Genomic DNA, 19,851 nt, shown 5'->3' with positions numbered 1-19,851 from the left:
AAAAAGTTTAGCGTAGATGGGGCCGCATTGCAGGCATGGGGTGCCCAAAGCCATACTGGCCGGGGCTGACGGCGAATCGGCCGCCGCGCGTGTGCGTCAAATAAGCGAGCGCAACGGGCGTCTTGAGGCAGGCGCCGCGATGATCGCGCAATGCAAAGGAAGATCAGTTGGAGAACCGGCGACGATGAGCCGCCGGCCGCGCGTGTGCGCAATCAGATGATGAATGTGCGCACGCCGTCTGCGAGGCGTGAGCTCGCAAGACGGCGTGTGTTGCTGCTGCCAGGAATCTGCAATAACCGCAAAGACCGCAAGACCGCAGAAGCCTAAGAAACCTTAGAAGCCCGCTGCCAGCCCATCGCGACGGCTATCGCTAGCCGCCACATAGCCGCGCTCCGGCTCGTTGCGATCGAGCTTCCAGATGAACTGGCCGGAGCCGAAGTCCATATACGGATCTTCAAACGACTTGATCGTATGGCCGAGGCCCTTCAAACCGCGCGTGGTGTCCGCGTCGAGCGTCGCTTCGATGTCGACCGTGAAGTCGCGGTTCACCTTCCAGCGCGGCGCATCGCACGCGGCCTGCGGCTGCTGGCCGTAGTCGAGCATGCGCACCACAGTCTGCAGATGGCCTTGCGGCTGCATGTCGCCGCCCATCACGCCGAAGCTCATCACCGCTTCCTGGCGACCATCCACCTGCTGCGTCAGGAACGCCGGGATGATCGTGTGGAACGGACGCTTGCCCGGTTCGACGACGTTCGGCGAGCGCGGATCCATCGAGAAGCCGGCGCCGCGGTTCTGCAGCGAGATGCCCATTTCCGGCACCACGATGCCCGAGCCGAAGCCCATGTAATTCGACTGGATAAAGCTGACCATCATGCCGCTCTCGTCGGCCGCCGACATATAGATCGTGCCGCCCGCCTTCGGCATGCCGAAATCGAAGTGCGTCGCGCGCGTCGGGTCGATCAGCTTGGCACGCGACTTCAGGTATTCGTCGTCGAGCATCTGCTCGGGCGTCACTTCCATCGAACGCGGATCGGCCACATAGCGGTAGATATCGGCGAACGCGAGCTTCATCGCTTCGATCTGCAGATGCTGCGATTCGAGGCTGTCCACCTTCAGCGAGGCGACGTCGAACTGCTCGAGGATGCCAAGCGCGATCAGCGCGGCAATGCCCTGGCCGTTCGGCGGAATCTCATGCACGTCGTAACCGCGATAGCGCTTCGAGATCGGCTCGACCCAGTCGGCCCGATAGCCGCGCAGATCGTCGAGCGTCATCGCGCCGCCGCATTCGCGCGAGAACGCGGCGATGCGTTCGGCGATCTCGCCTTCGTAGTAAGCGCGCGGGCCTTGCTCGGCCAGCATGCGCAGCGTCTTCGCGTGGCCCGGATAGCGGATCAGTTCGCTGACGTTCGGCGCACGGCCGTGCGGCATGAAGGTCTGCGCATAGCCCGGCTGATCCTTCAGTTCCGGCACCGCGGCGGCCCACTTGTGCGCAACGACGCTCGCCACCGCGTGGCCGCGCTCGCACACTTCGATGGTCGGCTCGAGCAAATCGGCGAACGGCAGCTTGCCGAACTTGCTGTGCAGCGCTTCCCAGCCGGCGATCACGCCCGGCACCGTAACGCTATCCCAGCCGCGCTTAGGCTGGATCGCGATACCGTTCTGCTCGCCGTACTTGCGCTTGAAGTAGTCGACGTTCCACGCCGCCGGCGCGGTGCCCGACGCGTTCAGGCCGTGCAGCTTCGCGCCATCCCACACCAGCGCGAACGCATCGCTGCCGAGACCGCACGACACCGGCTCGACGGCGGTCAGCATCGCGGCGGCTGCGATTGCCGCATCGATTGCATTGCCGCCTTTCCACAGCATTTTCAGGCCCGCTTGCGAAGCGAGCGGATGCGAGGTCGACACCACGTTGCGCGCGAACACCGGCAGACGCTGGGTCGGATAAGGGTTTTGCCAGTTGAAGCTTGTCATCGGAAAACTCGTACAGATAAAAGATGAATGGGCGCAGCAGCAATGGCAGAGTCAGAGGCGGCTGCAGTGAGACATGGCTTTCGCCTTACGACTCGCGCGGATCGAGCGCATCGCGCAATCCGTCGCCGAGCAGATTGAAGCCAAGCACCGCGAGAAAGATCGCGATACCGGGGAAGATCGACATCCACGGCGCCTGGCTCACGAAGTCTTTGGCCGTGTTCAGCATCGAGCCCCACGACGGCGCCGGCGGCAACTGGCCAAGCCCGAGGAACGACAGGCTGGCTTCGGCGATGATCGCGGTCGCGATGGTCAGACTTGCCTGCACGATGATCGGCGGCAGCACGTTCGGCAGGATGTAGCGCACGATGATGCGGCCGTGGCCGAGACCGATCGCGCGCGCACCTTCGACATACTCCTCCGCTTTCACCGCGAGCGCCTGGCCACGCGTGAGCCGCACGAAGCGCGGCATCGCCGAGATACCGATCGCGGCCATCGCATTGGTGAGGCTCGGGCCGAGGAACGCGGCAAGCGCGATGGCGAGAATCAGGAACGGAATCGACAGCAGCGCATCGGCGATGCGCGAGATCACGCCATCGACCAGCTTGCCGAAATAACCGGCCACCAAGCCAAGCGGCACGCCGATCACCACCGCGATGCCCACCGACACGACGCCCGCCAGCAGCGACGCGCGCGCACCGTACAGCAGACGGCTATACACGTCGCGGCCGAGTTCGTCGGTACCGAACCAGTGCACGGCGGAAGGCGCCTGGCGCACGGTGAGGAAGCTTGCCTGGACCGGGTCGTAATGCGTGAGCCACGGCGCGAACAGCGCCATCACGACGATCAGCGCCACCAGCGCGGCGCCGAACACCGCGGCGCGGTTGCGCATGAACTTGGTGAGCCCGCGGCGCTTGCGGCGCGGCAATGCGGCTGCGGTCGTGGGCGCGGCAGGTGAGCGGACGGGTGCTGCGGGAGTAGCCATCAGCTGCGTCTCATGCGGGGATTAAGCAAAATATAGAGCACGTCGGCAAACAGATTGACGATGATGAAGCATAGCGCGGTGACCAGCACCACACCTTGTACAACAGCATAGTCGCGGTTGAACACCGCATCGACGATCAGCTTGCCGAAGCCGGGAATCGTGAACACCTGTTCGGTCAGCACCGCGCCGGCCAGCAGTTCGCCGAACAGCAGCGCGAGCACCGTGACGATCGGAATCAGCGCGTTGCGGAACGCATGCTTGACGACCACCGTGCCACGCAGCAACCCCTTCGCGCGCGCGGTCCGGATGTAATCGGTGCGCAGCACGCTCAGCATCGCGCTGCGCGTGTGGCGCATCAGCTGCGCGCCGAGCGCGGCGCCGAGCACGAAGGCCGGCATCAGCATCGTCTTGATGCTCATCCAGAAGTCTTCGCCGGGCGGCACATAGCCGGACGACGGCAGCAGATGCCAGCGCACCGACACGATAAAGATCAGCATGATGCCGAGCCAGAAGTTCGGGATCGACATGCCAGATAGCGCGAAGATATTCGCTCCGTAATCGAGCGCACCGCCGCGACTCGCCGCAGACAGCACGCCCGCCGGAATCCCGATGCCGATTGCGAAGATCATCGCCATCAGCGCGAGCTGCAGCGTGACCGGCAGCTTCTGCGCGATCAGCTGCGTGACCGGCACGTCGGTGCGCAGCGACGCACCGAGGTTGCCTTGCACGACATCCTTCACCCACAGCGCGTATTGCGTCGGCACCGGCTCGTCGAGGTGATACTTGACGCGCAGCGCCGCGATCAGCTGCGGATCCTGGTCTTCGCCGGCGAGCGCCGTGACCGGGTCGCCGGGCAGCAGCTTCTGCAGGCCGAAGATCAGCATCGACACCAGAATCAGCGTCGGCACCGCCACCAGCACGCGATTAGCAATGATCCGCAGCATGATCGATCAGCCCTTGATGCTCACGTCGCGCAGACGGATCAGCCCGTCCGGATACGCGGTGAAGCCCTGCACTTTCTTCGACAGCACGAACGGCCACGGCTGCACGTAGACGAACAGCAGCGGATCTTCGTCGGCCAGAATCTTCGCTGCGGCATCGTATTGCGCCTTGCGGTCGGCGACGGTCTGCTTCACGCGAGCCGCGTTCAGCGCATCGTCGACCTGCTGGTTGCAGTACTTGCCGTAGTTCAGGTTGCCGGCGCAGGTGGTGAACTGATGCAGGTTGCCGTCCGGATCGACGCGGCCCGACCAGCCCAGATACATCGCCTGGAAGTCGCCGTTATGCGCCGCGTTCAGCTGCGCCGCGTAGTCGGTCGGCCGCAGCTTCAGCGTGAAGCCGGCCTCGCCGACCATCGCCTGCAGCATCTGCACGATCTGGCTCGACACCGTGTTGTTCGGATACGCGAACTCGATCTCGACCTGTGGGTGGCCGGCCGCCTTCAGCAGCGCCTTCGCCTTCGCGACGTCACGATGCACCATCGGCAAGCCTGCGTCGAAGTACGGGCTCGCCTTCGGTAGCGCCTGGTTGGCCGGCGGAAAAATACCGGCGCCGACCACCTGGTTGATCGCATCGCGATCGATCGCCAGATCGAAGGCCTGCCGCACGCGCTTGTCGCGCAGCACCGAATTGCCGCGCGGGCCATTGTTCAGGTTGAACGCGACGTAGTAGTAGCCGAGGCCCGGCGTCGCCACGAACTTCAGGTTCGAGTCGCCCTTGGCCGAGTTCACGTCCGAAGGCGCGAGGCGTTCCAGCATGTCGAGCGAGCCCGAGCGCAGATTCGCGAGGCGCACGGTTGCGTCCGGAATCGGCTGGAAGATCACGCGCTGGATCGGGTACTTCGCGGCATCCCAGTAGCCATCGAATTTTTCGAGCACGACGCGGTCGTTCTGCACGCGCTGCACGAACTTGTACGGGCCCGAGCACACCGGATGCGAGGCCACGCCAGCCGCATCGGCAAAGGTCTTCGGCGACAGCATCATGCCGGCGCGGTCCGACAGCGACGCGAGCAGCGATGCGTCCGGCTGCTTCAACACGATCGCCACCGTGTTGGCGTCGACCACGTCGATATGATCGACCGAGGCCAGCTCGCTCTTGCGGTTGCTGGTCGGCAGCGTGCGGTCGCGTTCGAGGTTGGCTTTCACAGCGGCGGCGTTGAACGGCTCACCGTCCTGGAACTTCACACCCTGGCGCAGCTTGAAGGTGAGCGTCTTGCCGTCGGCGCTGGTGCTCCACGAGGTGGCGAGCATAGGCGAGAACTTCAGGTCCGGCGTGATATCGACCAGCGAATTGCACAGCGACGCGAACACCACGCGGTCGACGAACTGCACGCTGCGGGCAGGATCGAGCGTGCCGATATCGTCCTGCAAGCCGATCCGGATCTGGCTGGTCTGCGCCATCGCGGCGGACGCGCCAAGCGCGAGCGCGGCGCCTATCAACATTCTTCGCATGCGGACTTCCTTTCTTTTGTCAGTACATGAAGCGGTGTGGTTTGGATGACGATCGGCGTTCGCGCTTTTCTATCGGGCTCAGGTGCTTCACTCGGCGGTGACGGTCGCGGCCGCTTGCGCCGTCTGCCGTTCGCGGTACAGCGCGAGGCGCTCGGTCAGCTTCGTGCTGACGCGCGCGGCCAACGGCGCGCCGCTGCCTGCGTTCTGGATCTCGCGCCAGAAGTGACACGCGACGCGCCGGCCGTCGGGCAGCGACTCGCTCACCGGCCGCTCCTGCACGCACTGCGGCTTCATATGCGGACAGCGCGTATGGAAACGGCACCCCGAAGGCGGCTTGGTCGGGCTCGGCAAATCGCCAGACAAGGCCGGCCGCGTGCGCCGCTCGTGTGGGCTGCTAGCCGGAATCGCGCTGAGCAGCGCCTGGGTGTACGGATGCAGCGGCGCGTCGAACAGCGCGTCGACATCGGCGAGCTCGACGATTTCGCCGAGATACATCACCGCGACGCGATCGCTCATATGGCGGATCACTGCCAGATCGTGCGCAACCATGATCAGCGTAAGGCCGAGGTCCTGCTTCAGCGTTTCGAGCAGGTTGATCACCTGCGCCTGCACCGACACGTCGAGCGCCGAGACCGGTTCGTCGCCGACGATCAGCTTCGGCTCGCCGGCCAAAGCGCGCGCGATGCCAATGCGTTGCCGCTGGCCGCCGGAGAACTCATGCGGATAGCGATCGGCGTACGCGGCCTGCAGGCCAACGGTACGCAGCAGATCGGCGACGCGCTCGCGCCGCTCGGCGCCGTTGCGCGCGAGCCCATGCAGCGCGATCGGCTCACCGACGATCTGCCCGATCGTCATACCCGGATTCAGCGACGCGAACGGATCCTGAAAAATGATCTGCATCTCGCGACGCAGCCGCCGAAGCGGCGCGCCCTGCTGATGCGTAATGTCCTTGCCCTGATAAAACACGCGGCCCTGGGTCGACTCGATCAGGCGCAGCAGCAGGCGGCCGAGCGTCGACTTGCCGCAGCCCGATTCGCCGACGATCGCGAAAGTCTCGCCCGGCTGGACCGCGAACGACACGTCATTCACCGCATAGACAGTCGGCGTGCGCGTGAACAGCTGACGCGTGCCGCCAAAGTGTTTGGTCAGCGAGCGCGCTTCGATGATCGGCATGCGCGGATTGGCGTCGGATGGGTTTGTCGTGCTCATGCGACCTCCCGGCGCGGCGGCGTGGCGTCGTTGTGCGATTGCATGCTCTGTTCGACCGGCGCGAGCCAGCACGCTACGCGATGCACACCATCGAGGGTCTTGTCCGGCGGCGCCGCATCGATGCAGCGTTGTTCGGCAAACGGACAGCGCGGCGCAAAACGGCAGCCATTCGGCATCTGTTCAGGCGAAGGCACCGAGCCGCGGATCGTCGCCAGCGCGCCTTCGCGCTTGCCGACCGACGGAATCGCGCCCATCAGGCCAATCGTATAAGGATGCTGCGGATCGTCGAACAGGTCGGTCACCGTGCCGTATTCGACGATGCGGCCGGCGTACATCACCGCGACATGGTCCGCGACTTCCGCCACCACACCCAGATCGTGCGTGATCAGCACCATCGCGGTACCGGTCTCGGCCTGCAGATTGCGAATCAGCGACAGCACCTGCGCCTGGATCGTCACGTCGAGCGCGGTAGTCGGCTCATCGGCGATCAGCAGACGCGGACGGTTCGCCAGCGCCATCGCGATCATCACGCGCTGACGCATACCGCCCGACAACTGATGCGGATACGCATCGAGCCGCGTCTCCGGCGCTGGAATGCGTACGAGGCGCAGCATTTCGAGCGCCTGTTCGCGCGCTTCGGCGCGGTCGACCCCACGATGCCGGCGAATGCTCTCGGCGATCTGCTCGCCGATCGTGTACGCCGGATTCAGCGACGTCATCGGCTCCTGGAAAATCATCGACAGCCGGTTGCCGCGAATATCCGCAAGCTCGCGCTCGGACAGCGCGAACAGATCGCGGCCGTCGAACAATGCGGTGCCGGCCACGCGTTGCGCCGGTGGACTGGCGAGCAGCCCCATCAGCGCGAGCGACGTGACGCTCTTGCCGCATCCCGATTCACCGACGATGCACAGCGTCTCGCCGCTGCCGACTGAGAACGACACGTTGTCGACCAGATTCGGCACGCCGGGCGCACGCGAGAATTTCAGGGAAAAGCCGTCGACCGCGAGTACGGGCTGGTGCTCGCCGCCGTTCATGCCAACAGACTCCACATGGGGCTGGTCGCCTCTAGACGCTTGGTTAGACCGTGATTATCGCGTGCACAACATGACAGAAAATATTAATATTTCTTGCCGACACTTAAGTTTTACTTGAACAAGCGATGCCTACGCTGCGCATGTTGAGGACCTTTCGAGCCGTCGCGCGGACCGGATCGTTCGCGGCCGCCGCGGAACGGGTCGCGCTGACGCAAGCCGCGGTGAGCCTGCAGATGCGCGGGCTCGAGGAAGCGCTCGGCCGCCAGCTGTTCGATCGCAGCGGCCGTCAGGTGATGCTGAGCCGCTACGGGCAGGAAATCTGGCCGAAGGTCGAACAGATTCTCGACCTGCTCGACGAGCTCGGCTCGGACCGCAACGACACGATGGTCGGGCCGGTGACGATCGGCGCGGTGGTGTCGGTGATCGGTGCGTTGTCGCTGGTGGTCGCGCGTTTAAAGACCGCGCATCCGCAACTCGACGTGCGGCTGTTGTCCGCGCGCTCCGACGAACTCGCCGCGATGGTCGAAGCCGGCGACGTCGATATCGCCGCGGTGGTCGCGCGTGCGGACGCGACGCTCGCCGACACGCTCAAATGGACCACGCTGTATAGCGAGCCGCTGGTGCTGATCGTCAACAATGAAATCGCCGATAGCGATCCGCAGCGCATCTTGCGCAGTCACGGCTTTCTGCGCTTCGACCGGCGCGTGCGCACCGGCCGCGTGGTCGATCAGGCGCTGCAGAAGGCGGGCTTGAGCGTCAACGAATATCTCGAACTCAATTCGATCGAAACCATCGTCGCGTTGGTGCGCGAGAACGTTGGTGTCGCGGTGCTGCCGCTGCTGCATCGGGGCAACTGGCGCAACGATCCGTCGCTGCGCGTGTTGTCGATTGCGAATCCGCCGATGTTGCGCACGGTAGGCATGATCCAGCGCGCGTCGTACGACCGGCCGGCGATCACGCAGGCGATTATCGATGCGCTGCATGGATGAAGCACGCCGCGCACGTCTGCGTTTTCAGTGTCAGTGCGCGACCGTCGTGGTCACTTCATGGGCGTGCCGGATCCGCACCGATGGCACCAGCATCGCCAGCAACAGCACTGCAACCGCCACCACCAGCAGGATCACGAAGGTCAGATGCAGCGATTGCTGCAACGCGAGCCGCACCGCCATATCGCCACTGATGCCGACCTTGCCGGCCGACGCATCGAGCGCCGAGCGCAACTGATCGGTCGATACCGCGCCCAGCCCTTTCGCGTGCGCGAGGCCGAAATTGAATACCGCGCCGAACAAGGTCGCACCGAGCGTACTGCCCAGATTGCGCGAAAACAGGTTCGATGCGGTCGCGACACCGCGCTGCCCGCCTTCGACGATCTCCTGGATCAGCACCAGCGCGGAAGTCGCCGCGAGCCCCATGCCGAAACCCATCACTAACGAGCCGAGCCCGGGCAACAGCGGCGATGCGTCGATGTTCATCAACGCGAACACGATGCCGCCAATCGGGATGAACACACTACCCACCACCAGAATCGCGCGCAAATTGAAGCGGCGGAACAGCCGCGCGGAAATCGTCGCGCCTACCGGCCAGCCGAACATCATCATCGTCAGCGCCATGCCGGCCACCACCGGCGAGCGCTGCAGCACGCCTTGCACGTAGATCGGCAGGAAGGTCGTCGCGCCCATCAGCACCATGCCGGTCAACAGCGTCGACGCATTGGTCGCGGCAATCGGCCGGCGCGCCCATAGCTCGAACGAAATCATCGGCTCAGGCGCGCGGCGCTCCTGCAGCACGAACAGCACCGACGCCACCACGCACACCGCGCATGCGTACAGCGCATGTTCGGTGGCCGACGTGCCCGCATCGGTGAGCGCGATCATCAAGGCTGCCATCGCGATCGTGAACAGCCCCGCGCCGGCGACGTCGATCGACGGACGCTGCTGGCGCGGCGCTTCATGCAGGAACGCGATGTAGCCGGCGGCAGCCAGCAGGCCGATGGGGATGTTCATCCAGAAGATCCACGCCCACGACAGATCGCGGATGATCAAACCGCCGACCACCGGGCCCACCACCGCGGAAATGGCCCACACGCTCGCCAGATAGCCTTGAACCTTGCCGCGTTCATGCGCTGGATACAGGTCGCCGACGATCGTCATGCCGACCGGCTGGATCGCGCCGGCGCCGATACCCTGGATAAGACGAAACACGATCATCGCCGGCATCGACCACGCGAAGCCGGCCAGCAGCGAACCCGCGAGAAACACCGCAATGCCGACCAGCATCACCGGCTTGCGGCCGAACAGATCTGCGAGTTTGCCGAACACTACCGTCATCGCAGTCTGCGCGAGCAGGAACGACGAAAACACCCAGCTATACAGATTCAAGCCGCCTAACTGTGTCGCGATTTGCGGCATGGCGGTTGAAACGATCGTCATCTCGATGGCGATCATGGCCATCGATGCCATGACCGAAGCAATGACGAGCGCACGTCCGGACTTGCGCGATTCGCTCATGTCGTAGTGTGAGGAGTTTCGATTGCGGGGGGCGGGGGGTGACACGCAAGCGCGTCACTTCAAGACCGCATTCTGCCAGCCGAATGCAAATCGCGCTTGAGCTTCCTTGAGGATTGCCAGAGCGTTGCCTGAGTGTAAGCAGCCGCTCACGTACACCCGGCTATCGCGGCGTGCACGCTGATTGCAGCCGGTTGCGCATTGCCGCGATACAGCGCCAGCGGCGCAGCGAGAAACGATGCGAGCAGAATGCCGGCCTGCTCGTGCGCTTCGGTATACCAGGCTTCGACATGCGTCAGATTCATTGTGCCGACGCAGCGCCCGTCATACGCAACGGGAATATTCAGAATCGAACCGAGCCCCATGCCGACCATCAACGCATGATCGTCGAATGCGGCGCGGATGCCCTCCGGCGTGGTTGCGCGAAACGGCTGCAGGTTCTCCAGCGTCTGCACGCCCCACGCGCTGCCGCGTTTTTTCTTGCGGCCGCCGAGCGGATAAAGCGTCGGCGTATTGGTGAACAGTCGCTCGACCTCGTAGCGATCCGCATCGAACGACATGATCGTGAACAGCTTGCAGCCGATGGTCTCGCAGGCAAGCGCATAGACTGCGCGAAAAATCGTGTCGGGTTGCAACGCGCCGCGCAATGCGTGCGCAAGCTGCGACAGATCGGCAACGGTGAGTGGGCGCGGTTCGGCGTGCATGAAAAATCCCGTAAGCGAATCAGCCGTGCAACTCGGTCGAGCCGCGCAAGCCGCTGACGCCGCGGGTTGCGCCCAGCTCCTGTTTTTCGATGTCTTCGAGCGAGCGGTTGCGGGTCTCGATGCCGAGGCAGAACACGATCGCGGCGCCGATCACCAGCACCGCGGTCGTCATGCCGAACACGCCGACAAAGCCAAACGCCGGATAGACGAAGCCGACCAGAATCGGCGCGCTGACCGAACCGATGCGCCCAAACGACGACGACGACCCGACCCCGGTAGTGCGCACCGCTGTCGGAAAGATTTCCGGCGTGTACGCGTAGACGCCGGCAAACGCGCCGTTCATGAAGAACGACAGACACATGCCCGCTGCCATGATGCCGAGCTCGCCATGCGAAAGAGCCAGAAACACCGCCGCGATCGCGCCGAGCAGCATGTACGACGACACCACCGCCTTACGCCCGATGCGCTCGTTCAGATACGCAGCCGAGAAATAACCGGGGATTTGCGACGCATAGATCGCAATCGAGTAGCCGAAGCTTTGCGTGATCGTCAGCCCTTGCTTGACGAGCAGACTCGGGATCCACGAGAAAAACGAGTAGTACGCGAACGCAACCGAGAACCACATCACCCAGCTGATCGCGGTCACGCCGGCGAGGCGCCGCGACCACAATGCGGCCACGTTGCTGAATGCACCGCCGCGCGTATCGTGAAGCGGTTGCGGATCGACGGTTGCGGCGGCCGGCGGCAAGCTGATGCCGCGCCTCTTGAACCAGTCTTCTACCTGGGTGACGATGCGCTCCGCCTCGCGCGTCGAGCCGCGGCTTTCGAGCCAGCGCGGCGATTCGGGCAGCGACCGGCGCCACCACAACAGCATGACGACCGGCGCCGCGGTGAGCATCGCAACATAGCGCCAGCCTTCGTCGAAATTGCGCACCACCGTGAAGCCGAGAATCGACGAAGTCAGATAGCCGAACGACATGAAGCCGACCAGCGAGCCGCAGAAAATACCGCGATAGCGGCGCGGCACGAATTCCGCGAGGAACGGCGCGATCACCACCGCTTCCGCACCGGAGCCGAAGCCCGCGACGATACGCAGCGCAAAGAACGCATGCCAGTCGTTGACGAGCGCGCTCGCGAACGAAGCGACGCAATAGATCGACAGCGCGCTCATCATGATGCGGCGCCGGCCGATCACGTCCGCGCTGACGCCGGACAGAAACGCACCGAAGAAATAGCCGATATACGTGCTGCTTGCGACCAGCCCGGTCTGCGCGCTGCTCAGATGCCACAGCTTGCTGACGATCGGCAGCAGAAATGCGAGCGACGACGAATCGAGCCCGTCGAACAGATAACCGAGGCCGCCGACGATCAGCAGCTTGCGATGGAAGCCGGATAACGGCAACCGCTCGAGCCGAGCCGCAATCGAAGACATGGCGCTACTCCCCTGAAAATCTGCTGATGGTCAATATTGGCGATGCGGGCTGCGGCTCTGCGGCGGCCTGTGCTTTTGTCGGCTGCGCGTGGGCCATGCGTTGGCTCTACGCTTTGCGTCGCGTCGACCTCGCCGGCCGGGTTGCCCCTGCTAGCGGCCCACCGCGTACGCCTGCATCTGGCGCGGCGTCGCGGCGCCACGCATCAAGCCGTCGCGCAGACCCACTGCGCAGACGCGGCCGAGCGACCACGGTCCCGCTACCGTCAGGTCATGTCCGCGCGCGCGCAGTTCGGCCAGCGTGCTTTCCGGGAAACGCCCTTCCGCGGACATCTTGCCGAGCGAGATCGCGCGAGGATAAAACGAGCCCGGGAAATGCGCAGTCTGGAACGACGGCGCATCGATCGCAGCCTGCAGGTTCATGCCCGCGTGCACATGCCGCAGAAACAACTGCAGCGACCACTGATCCTGCTGATCGCCGCCCGGCGAACCGAATGCCGCGTACGGCGCGCCATCGCGCGTGACCAGCGTCGGCGACAGCGTGGTGCGCGGCCGGCGGCCCGGACCCAGCGACGACGGCAAGCCTTCTTCCATCCAGAACATCTGGGCGCGCGTCGTCACGTTGAAGCCAAGGCTCGGCACCGCGGGCGACGCCTGCAGCCAGCCGCCCGACGGCGTGGCCGACACCATGTTGCCCCAGCGATCGACGATGTCGAGATGCACGGTGTCGCCGCGCAATTCGGGCAGCGGCGCGAAAGTCGGCTCGCCTTGTCCGCAACCGCCTGGCTGCTGCCGGCCGGCGTTCGCGAGCACCTTCTCCATACGCAGCCGGCTGTCGCCGATTTGCCCGGGACGGAACTCGAACGATGCGCGCGCGGGGTCGATCAGTTTGCGGCGTTCGTCGTTATAGGCGTCGCTCAGCAAGGTCTCGAGCGGCACATCATTGAAGCGCGGGTCGCCGTAAAACACTTCGCGATCCGCGAACGCGAGCTTTGCGCATTCGATCACCGTGTGCACGAAGTCAGGCCCGGTCGGATCCATCTGCGCGATATCGAAGCCTTTCAGCAAAGCCAGCTGCTGCAGAAACACCGGCCCCTGGCCCCACGGCCCGGTCTTGTGCACCTTGAGGCCTGCGTATTCGTAACTTGCCGGCTCTTCGTAGCTCGGCATCCAGCGCGCGAGGTCGTCGCCGGTCAACAGGCCGGTATTGCGTCGGCCTGAGGTGTCCAGCACCGCCGTCGTGCGGAAGTACGTATCGATCGCCTCGGCGACGAAGCCTTCATAGAACGCATGACGTGCGCGCTCGCATTGCTCCGTGCGGTCGGCGACCGCGCTGGCTTCTTCAAGAATGCGTTTGTAAGTTGCTGCGATCGACGGATTGCGGAACAGCTGGTTCGGCTGTGGCGCCTCACCGTCGATCAGCCATTGCTGTGCCGAGGTTGGCCACTCGCTGACAAAGAAATCCTTGATCGCGACAATCGATGCGGCCATGCGCGGCACCACTGGGTAGCCGTTTTCCGCATAGCCGATCGCGTAGCTGAGCACGTCTTGCAGCGGCAGCTGGCCGTAGTCGCGCAGCAAGGTCATCCAGCCGCCGAACGCGCCCGGCACCACCGCGGGCAGCAAACCGGTGCCCGGCACGACGTCGAGCCCCATGCCGCGCATGCGCTCGATGGTCATCGTTGCGGGCGTGACGCCCTGCCCGCAGAGCACCCGTACGCGCTGCTCGCGCGCGCTGTAGAACACCACCGGCAATTCGCCGCCCGGACCATTCAGATGCGGTTCGACGATCTGCAACACGAAGCCCGCCGCCGCTGCGGCGTCGAACGCATTGCCGCCCTTTTCGAGCACCGCCATCGCCGATGCAGTGGCGAGCCAATGCGTCGAAGCCGCCATGCCGAACGTGCCGATCAGTTCCGGGCGCGTGGTAAATGCCATGAGTTTGCCTTTCTACACCTTGCATTTTTGAACCAATCTATATTGGTTCAAAACCTGTACCCGGAAGGGTTTCTTGCGGGTTTCTCATCGCACTATCGTAATTTGCTTCATAATTTACGGTCAATAAGTATTAGTCAAGTTAAACGTCAGGGTGTCATGTTACCGTGATACATTGAACCAATATCAATTGGTTTGAGGTAAAGAGAATATGCCTGAAACACCCGTGCTCGACCGTGTCGTCGACTACATTGCGAAGCATCAACTAAGAGATGGCGATCTGCTGCCGGCCGAGCGCAAGCTTGCCGAAGATCTGTCGGTGAGCCGGCGCGAGCTGCGCGGCGCGCTGGCCACGCTGGAAGCAGCGGGCCGCATCTGGCGCGGCGTCGGCCGCGGCACCTATCTCGGCGCGCGTCCGCTGAAGTTTTCACCCACGCTAAGCGGGCTCAGCATGGGCACCAGCCCGACCGACGTCGCCGAGATGCGCCTGATGATCGAGCCTGCGCTGGTGGCTCTCGCCACAATGAAAGCGAGCCCCGACGACCTCGAAGAACTCGAGAAAGTCGCGCGCAAGAATGCCGCGACCAAAGACGACTACGAATGGCAACAGTGGGACCATCGTTTTCATTCGCTGCTCGCGCAAGCCACGCGCAACCCGGCCATCATCGCTTTGCTCGAAGCGATCAACGGCGTACGCGTGAAGCCCGCGCTACGCGAGAAAACGGTGGATCAGGAAACGCGCCGGCATTTTGCCGAGCAGCATCAGGCGATCGTATCGGCGATGGCCGCGCGCGATAGCGAACTGGCCGAGCGAAGAATGCGCGAGCATCTGCTTAGCGTGCAGACGAGAATGGCGGCGCGGGAGAAGCATGCGCAGCGTGTTGAGAGTCTGCAGCGCGCGTGAGGACTGTGATGCGCGTCGAAGCGACGGCTGATGGTGGTTTGACCCGGCCGGCCGCGTGGCTTGACGTCGCGCGGCCGGCCGGTTGATCGGACAAGGTCTGGCTTGAGGCTTGTGGTGCGAGCTCGAGGCGGCGCGAAGGTTGTGGGCCGCGCCTCGTGTCAATGCTTCGTATCAGTGCCTCGTGCCTCGCCTCGCGTTAGCCCGTATTAGCGCCAGCCGTGATGCTCGCGCCACTCACGCCGCTCATGACGGCGCCATTCGCGCTCACGCCATTCCCGATGTTCGCGCCAGTACGGGTCGTAGCCGCCGTTGTATCCATACACCACCGGCGCCGCGTACACCGGCTGCGCCGGCACATAGGTTTCGACCGGCACGCCCAGTCCCACCGCAACGTTCACGTGCGCCGACGCTGCCGCCGATGCACCCAATACCGCCAGACCCAGCACTGCGCCAAGCATCATCTTCTTGTTCATCTCGACTCCTCGCACATTGCGTGCATGACTTGTGAACCCGGAATCGAGTGTAGGAGCCGATGGCTGACACAGGTGCAACGGTGTTGACAGATTCGTAACAGGAATTTTCGGTTGGCTTGGAACGAAGCGGCGGCTAAAACCTCACTGCGCCTTCACGCTGGTTGCGCGTGCAACGTTGCGCGCCATCTCTGCCGCGGCACCGAGATAATTCGCCGGGTCCGTCAGCGCGCGCAACTGCGCATCGCTGAAGCGCCCGGCGATCTTCGCGTCGGCCGCCAGAACCTCATACAGCGTACGGTTCTGTTCGATCGCGATACGGCACGCGTCATACACCACGTCGTGCGCGTGCTGACGTCCGATCGCGGGTGCAAGGCCCATCATCACCGCTTCGGCGACGATCAAGCCGCCGGTGAGATCGAGATTGCGGCGCATCCGCGCGGCGTCCACCTGCAGGCCGCGCAGCATGAAGTTCGCCTGATGCAGCGCGCTCGCGGCCAGCAGGAAGCTCTCCGGCACCGCGCTCCATTCCAGATGCCACGGGCCGGTCGCGCGTTCGAAGTCGTGCATCATGCCGTCGAGCATCAACGCGGCGCGCTCGCGCAGCATCTTCGCGGCGGCGAACATCAGTTCGCTGGAAATCGGATTGCGCTTTTGCGGCATCGTCGAGCTCGCGCCGCGGCCCGGTACGAACGGCTCGGCCACTTCGCCGAATTCGGAGGCCGCCATCATCATCACGTCGAGGCCGATCTTGCCGAGCGACCCACCGATGCTGGCCAGCAGCGAGACCAGTTCGTACAGGCCATCGCGCGCAACGTGCCACGTGATTTCCGGATCGCGCAGGCCAAGCTCCTCTGCGAACAGCCGCCGCGTTTCGAGTGCGCGCGGCACGTCGTTGAGCGACGCAAGCGTGCCCGCCGCACCGCCGAACTCCACCATCAGCGCGCGCGCCTTCGCCTGTTGCAGACGCTCCGCATGACGGTTCAATGCGGACAGCCACACGGCAGCGCGAAACCCGAACGTCACCGGCAGCGCGTGCTGCAAATGCGTGCGGCCCGCGGTCACCGTATCCGCGTGCTGATCCGCCAGATGACGCAGCGCGTCACGCACTTCGTCGAGTTGCCGCTCGATGATCGCCACGCCGCGCGCGCATTGCAGCATCGTCGCGGTATCCATGATGTCTTGCGTCGTCGCGCCCCAGTGCAGGTAGCCGCCCGCTTCGCCGCACATCTCGCTGACCTGCTTGACCAGCGGCAGGATCGGATAGCCGACGATCTCCGTCTCACGCCGCATCAGATCGAGATCGAGCTTGCTGAAATCGGCACGCTCGGTGATCTCGCGCGCGGCATCGGCGGGAATCAGGCCGGCCTTCGCCTGCGCACGCGCAAGCGCCGTCTCGGCGTCGATGCAGCGCGCGATATACGCGCTGTCGGAAAATACGTCGCGCATCTCGGGCGTGCCGAACATGTCGCGGAACAATGCGGAGTCGAATACAGTCGTTGCCATCGTCAGTTCCTTCGTCAAGCTGCAAGGCGCGCCAGCCATGGGCGCAAACCATCTTTTTCTTCAAGACCGAAACCGGCGGCTTCGGTGGGCCGTACCAGACCGCCGCCGACGCCGCAGCCGGCCGGATAGCCGCCGAACGGCTGGAACACGCCGGGGTACGCTTCGCAGCCGCCCAGTTCGAGGCCGACCGCGATGTGCAGGTTGATCAGGTGGCCGCCGTGCGGATACGCCTGCGCGCGGTTGAAACCGAAGCGCTCGATCAGGTCGATCATGCGGGCGTATTCGGTGAGGCCATATGCGAGGCCGGCGTCCATCTGGAACACGTCCTTGCCGGCGCGCATGCCGCCGAACAGAGCGAGGTTCTTCACGTCCGGCACGGAGAACAGGTTTTCGCCGGTTGCAATGCGGCCGTCGTATGCCTGCGCTACCTGGCGGTTCAGATCGAAGTCGAGTGGGTCGCCGATCTCTTCGTACCAGCGCAAGTCATACGGCTCGATCGCGCGCGCATAGGCAAGCGCGGTATCGAGATCGAAGCGGCCGTTCGCGTCGACTGCGAGGCGTTGCCCGGCGCCCGCGACGCTCAGCGCCGCGTCGATACGCGCGAGGTCCTTCTGCAAGTCCGCGCCGCCGATCTTCATCTTGAACGCGTCGAAACCCAGCGCGCGATAGCTGTTGAGTTCATCGATCAGCCGCTGCGCGCTTTCTTCCGGGTAGTAGTAGCCGCCCGCCGCGTAGACGTCGACGCCTTCGAGCTTGCCGCGCCGGCCGAAGCAGCGTGCAATCGTCACGTGCGCCGGTTCGTCGAGCAGCTTGGCGTTGAGGTCCCACACCGCCAGTTCGAGCGCGCCGGCTGCCGCCGCGCGGTCGCCGTGACCGCCCGGCTTCTCGTTGCGCATCACCGTCTGCAGCACCTTCTGCGGATCGAACAGTTCACCGCTCGCATCGAGCAGGCTTTCCGGTGCCGCGGCGAGCAGCCGCGGAATCATCCGGTCGCGCAGAATGCCGCCTTGCGCAAAACGGCCGATCGAATCGAACGCATAGCCGATCACCGGCTTGCCGTCGCGCATAACATCGGTATGCAGCGCAACCAGCGAAATATCATGTTCGGCAAAGCTGACGAGCGCATTCGCGACGTTGCCTTCGAGCGGGACCGACGTCTCCCGGACCGCAGTGATACGCATAACTTTCCCTTGGAACTTGAATGAGCGGAATCAGATGACCTTGCCCGGCCGCGCGCCGAACACGCGCTGATATTCGTCGCGCGCAGTGTTGGCATCGAACTCGCCGGACGACTTCGCGATCACCAGCGTCGCCACGCTATTGCCGATCGAATTGCAGATCGCCACCGCCTGCGACGTGAAACGGTTGATGCCGAACAGGATCGGCAAGCCTTCGATCGGCAACAGGCCGGACGCCGTCACGGTGGCCGCGAACACGATGAAGGTGCCGCCCGACACGGTCGCCGCGCCCTTCGACGTGACCAGCATCAGCAACAGCAGGCCGATCTGCTGATGCAGGCTGAGCGGCACGCCGTACGCGTTGGCGAGGAACATCACGCACAGCGACATGTAGACGGCGGTGCCATCGAGATTGAACGCGTAGCCGGTCGGCAGTACGAGGCCGGTCGCCTGGCGCGTGCAGCCGAGCCGCTCGAGCTTTTCGAACAACCGCGGCAGCGCGCTTTCCGATGAAGCAGTGGCGAACAGCAGGAAGATTTCTTCCTTGAAGTAGCGCAGAAAGCGGAACACGTTGAAGCCGTACAGCCGCAGCACGATGCCGAGCACCACCACGACGAAGAACGCCAGCGACAGATACATCACGACCAGCAGATAGCCGAGCGAGATCACCGCGCTCATGCCGCTGCTGCCGATCGCGAACGCGATCGAGCCGAATGCGCCGAGCGGCGCGAACTTCATGATCACGTCGACGAACTTGAAGAACACTTCCGACATGCGCGTCAACGCATGCTCGACGCTGCCGCGCTGCTCGTGCGTGAGCATCAGCAGCGCCGCGCCGAAGCCGATCGAGATCACCAGCACCTGCAATAGCGAGCCGTTCGCGAACGCGCCGATGAAGTTATCGGGGAACAACGTCAGCATGAAATGTTCGAACGACACCGGCGCGGCCTTGCCGTATTGCGCATGTGCCGCGGCCGCCGCATCGGCGCTTTGCGTCAGATGCATGCCGATGCCGACGTCGGACAGGTTCGCCACCACCATGCTCAGCGCCAGCGCAATGGTCGAGACGATCTCGAAGTAGATCAGCGCGCGCAGGCCGATGCGGCCGACGTTCTTCAGGTCGCCCGCCGCGGCGATACCGAGCACCACATTCAGGAACACCAGCGGCGCGACGATCATCTTGATCAGGCGCAGGAAGATGTCGCCGAGGATCTTCATGTCGACTGCCAGCTTCGGCGCGATAAAGCCGAGCGCGATGCCCACCACGATGCCCACGACGATCTGCACGCCGAGGCGCGCATACACCGGGGGCTTCGCGCGCGGCGCGGCGCTGGGTGCTTCCGCGCCGGAGCGGCTCGCGGTGTCGGTCTGAAAAGCCATGGTGGGTCTCCGTTTCTGCCTGTCCGGGAAAGCACTGGACAACACCTCAATATGTCCGTACTTTTAGAATATGTACGGACTATATTAGCCGCTCGCCCGATGGGTCAACCTCGGGTTTACCTGTAGCGGACTCGCCGCTATTTGCGCTGCGCCCCGTCCCGCTTGGCAATGCGCGGCGCGCGGGCTAGCATTAGC

Annotated in this window: 16 protein-coding genes; 2 read left to right on the top strand and 14 right to left on the bottom strand. The window is 64.2% G+C overall.

Going from position 1 to position 19,851, the window contains the following annotated elements:
* Positions 1-333: 333 nt before the first annotated feature.
* The 6 genes from ACYVNQ_RS01885 to ACYVNQ_RS01860 form a co-directional block, all read right to left on the bottom strand.
* Complete coding sequence (locus ACYVNQ_RS01885; protein WP_460900440.1) at positions 334-1,971, bottom strand: gamma-glutamyltransferase family protein; 1,638 nt, start codon at positions 1,969-1,971, stop codon at positions 334-336.
* Between the two features lie 85 nt (positions 1,972-2,056).
* Positions 2,057-2,953, bottom strand: a complete 897-nt coding sequence (locus tag ACYVNQ_RS01880; protein WP_460900439.1) for an ABC transporter permease — start codon at positions 2,951-2,953, stop codon at positions 2,057-2,059.
* Complete coding sequence (locus ACYVNQ_RS01875; RefSeq protein WP_460900438.1) at positions 2,953-3,897, bottom strand: ABC transporter permease; 945 nt, start codon at positions 3,895-3,897, stop codon at positions 2,953-2,955. Before ACYVNQ_RS01875 ends, ACYVNQ_RS01880 begins: the two co-directional genes overlap by 1 nt.
* Before the next feature lie 6 nt (positions 3,898-3,903).
* Positions 3,904-5,403 (bottom strand): ABC transporter substrate-binding protein, encoded by a 1,500-nt coding sequence (locus ACYVNQ_RS01870; protein WP_460900437.1) that lies wholly within the window; start codon positions 5,401-5,403, stop codon positions 3,904-3,906.
* Positions 5,404-5,490: 87 nt separating this feature from the next.
* Positions 5,491-6,612 (bottom strand): ABC transporter ATP-binding protein, encoded by a 1,122-nt coding sequence (locus ACYVNQ_RS01865; protein WP_460900436.1) that lies wholly within the window; start codon positions 6,610-6,612, stop codon positions 5,491-5,493.
* A complete protein-coding gene (locus ACYVNQ_RS01860; protein WP_460900435.1) occupies positions 6,609-7,646 on the bottom strand; it encodes an ABC transporter ATP-binding protein in 1,038 nt (345 codons plus the stop codon). The genes ACYVNQ_RS01865 and ACYVNQ_RS01860 overlap by 4 nt, the downstream gene beginning before the upstream one ends.
* Positions 7,647-7,771: 125 nt before the next feature.
* On the opposite strand from ACYVNQ_RS01860, the gene ACYVNQ_RS01855 reads away from it, so the two are divergent.
* Positions 7,772-8,635 (top strand): LysR substrate-binding domain-containing protein, encoded by an 864-nt coding sequence (locus ACYVNQ_RS01855; protein WP_460900434.1) that lies wholly within the window; start codon positions 7,772-7,774, stop codon positions 8,633-8,635.
* Positions 8,636-8,665: 30 nt separating this feature from the next.
* Here ACYVNQ_RS01855 and ACYVNQ_RS01850 read toward each other — a convergent pair whose 3' ends face one another.
* From ACYVNQ_RS01850 to ACYVNQ_RS01835, 4 genes are all read right to left on the bottom strand, one after another.
* The gene (locus ACYVNQ_RS01850; protein ID WP_460900433.1) at positions 8,666-10,153 is read right to left on the bottom strand and encodes an MDR family MFS transporter; all 1,488 of its coding nucleotides are present in this window, start codon (positions 10,151-10,153) and stop codon (positions 8,666-8,668) included.
* 146 nt (positions 10,154-10,299) lie between these two features.
* Complete coding sequence (locus ACYVNQ_RS01845; protein ID WP_460900432.1) at positions 10,300-10,854, bottom strand: GAF domain-containing protein; 555 nt, start codon at positions 10,852-10,854, stop codon at positions 10,300-10,302.
* Positions 10,855-10,873: 19 nt separating this feature from the next.
* Positions 10,874-12,286 (bottom strand): MFS transporter, encoded by a 1,413-nt coding sequence (locus ACYVNQ_RS01840; protein ID WP_460900431.1) that lies wholly within the window; start codon positions 12,284-12,286, stop codon positions 10,874-10,876.
* Positions 12,287-12,436: 150 nt separating this feature from the next.
* On the bottom strand, positions 12,437-14,221 hold the full coding sequence (locus ACYVNQ_RS01835; RefSeq protein WP_460900430.1) for a gamma-glutamyltransferase family protein: 1,785 nt from the start codon (positions 14,219-14,221) through the stop codon (positions 12,437-12,439).
* Between the two features lie 208 nt (positions 14,222-14,429).
* Between ACYVNQ_RS01835 and ACYVNQ_RS01830 the strand changes: the two genes are divergently transcribed.
* Positions 14,430-15,122 carry a FadR/GntR family transcriptional regulator gene (locus ACYVNQ_RS01830; protein ID WP_460900429.1) on the top strand — a complete coding sequence of 231 codons (693 nt, stop codon included), beginning with the start codon at positions 14,430-14,432 and terminating at the stop codon, positions 15,120-15,122.
* 206 nt (positions 15,123-15,328) lie between these two features.
* Here ACYVNQ_RS01830 and ACYVNQ_RS01825 read toward each other — a convergent pair whose 3' ends face one another.
* The 4 genes from ACYVNQ_RS01825 to ACYVNQ_RS01810 all read right to left on the bottom strand — a co-directional run bounded on the left by ACYVNQ_RS01825 (position 15,329) and on the right by ACYVNQ_RS01810 (position 19,656).
* Complete coding sequence (locus ACYVNQ_RS01825) at positions 15,329-15,595, bottom strand: hypothetical protein (RefSeq protein WP_460900428.1); 267 nt, start codon at positions 15,593-15,595, stop codon at positions 15,329-15,331.
* 141 nt (positions 15,596-15,736) lie between these two features.
* Positions 15,737-17,098, bottom strand: coding sequence for a class-II fumarase/aspartase family protein (locus ACYVNQ_RS01820; protein ID WP_460900427.1), 1,362 nt, complete (start codon positions 17,096-17,098; stop codon positions 15,737-15,739).
* A gap of 14 nt (positions 17,099-17,112) precedes the next feature.
* Complete coding sequence (locus ACYVNQ_RS01815; RefSeq protein WP_460900426.1) at positions 17,113-18,279, bottom strand: enolase C-terminal domain-like protein; 1,167 nt, start codon at positions 18,277-18,279, stop codon at positions 17,113-17,115.
* A gap of 30 nt (positions 18,280-18,309) precedes the next feature.
* Complete coding sequence (locus ACYVNQ_RS01810) at positions 18,310-19,656, bottom strand: cation:dicarboxylate symporter family transporter (RefSeq protein ID WP_460900425.1); 1,347 nt, start codon at positions 19,654-19,656, stop codon at positions 18,310-18,312.
* Positions 19,657-19,851 lie beyond the last annotated feature (195 nt).

Source organism: Paraburkholderia jirisanensis (assembly GCF_054782355.1).
This window is presented reverse-complemented; position numbering and strand designations above follow the sequence as displayed.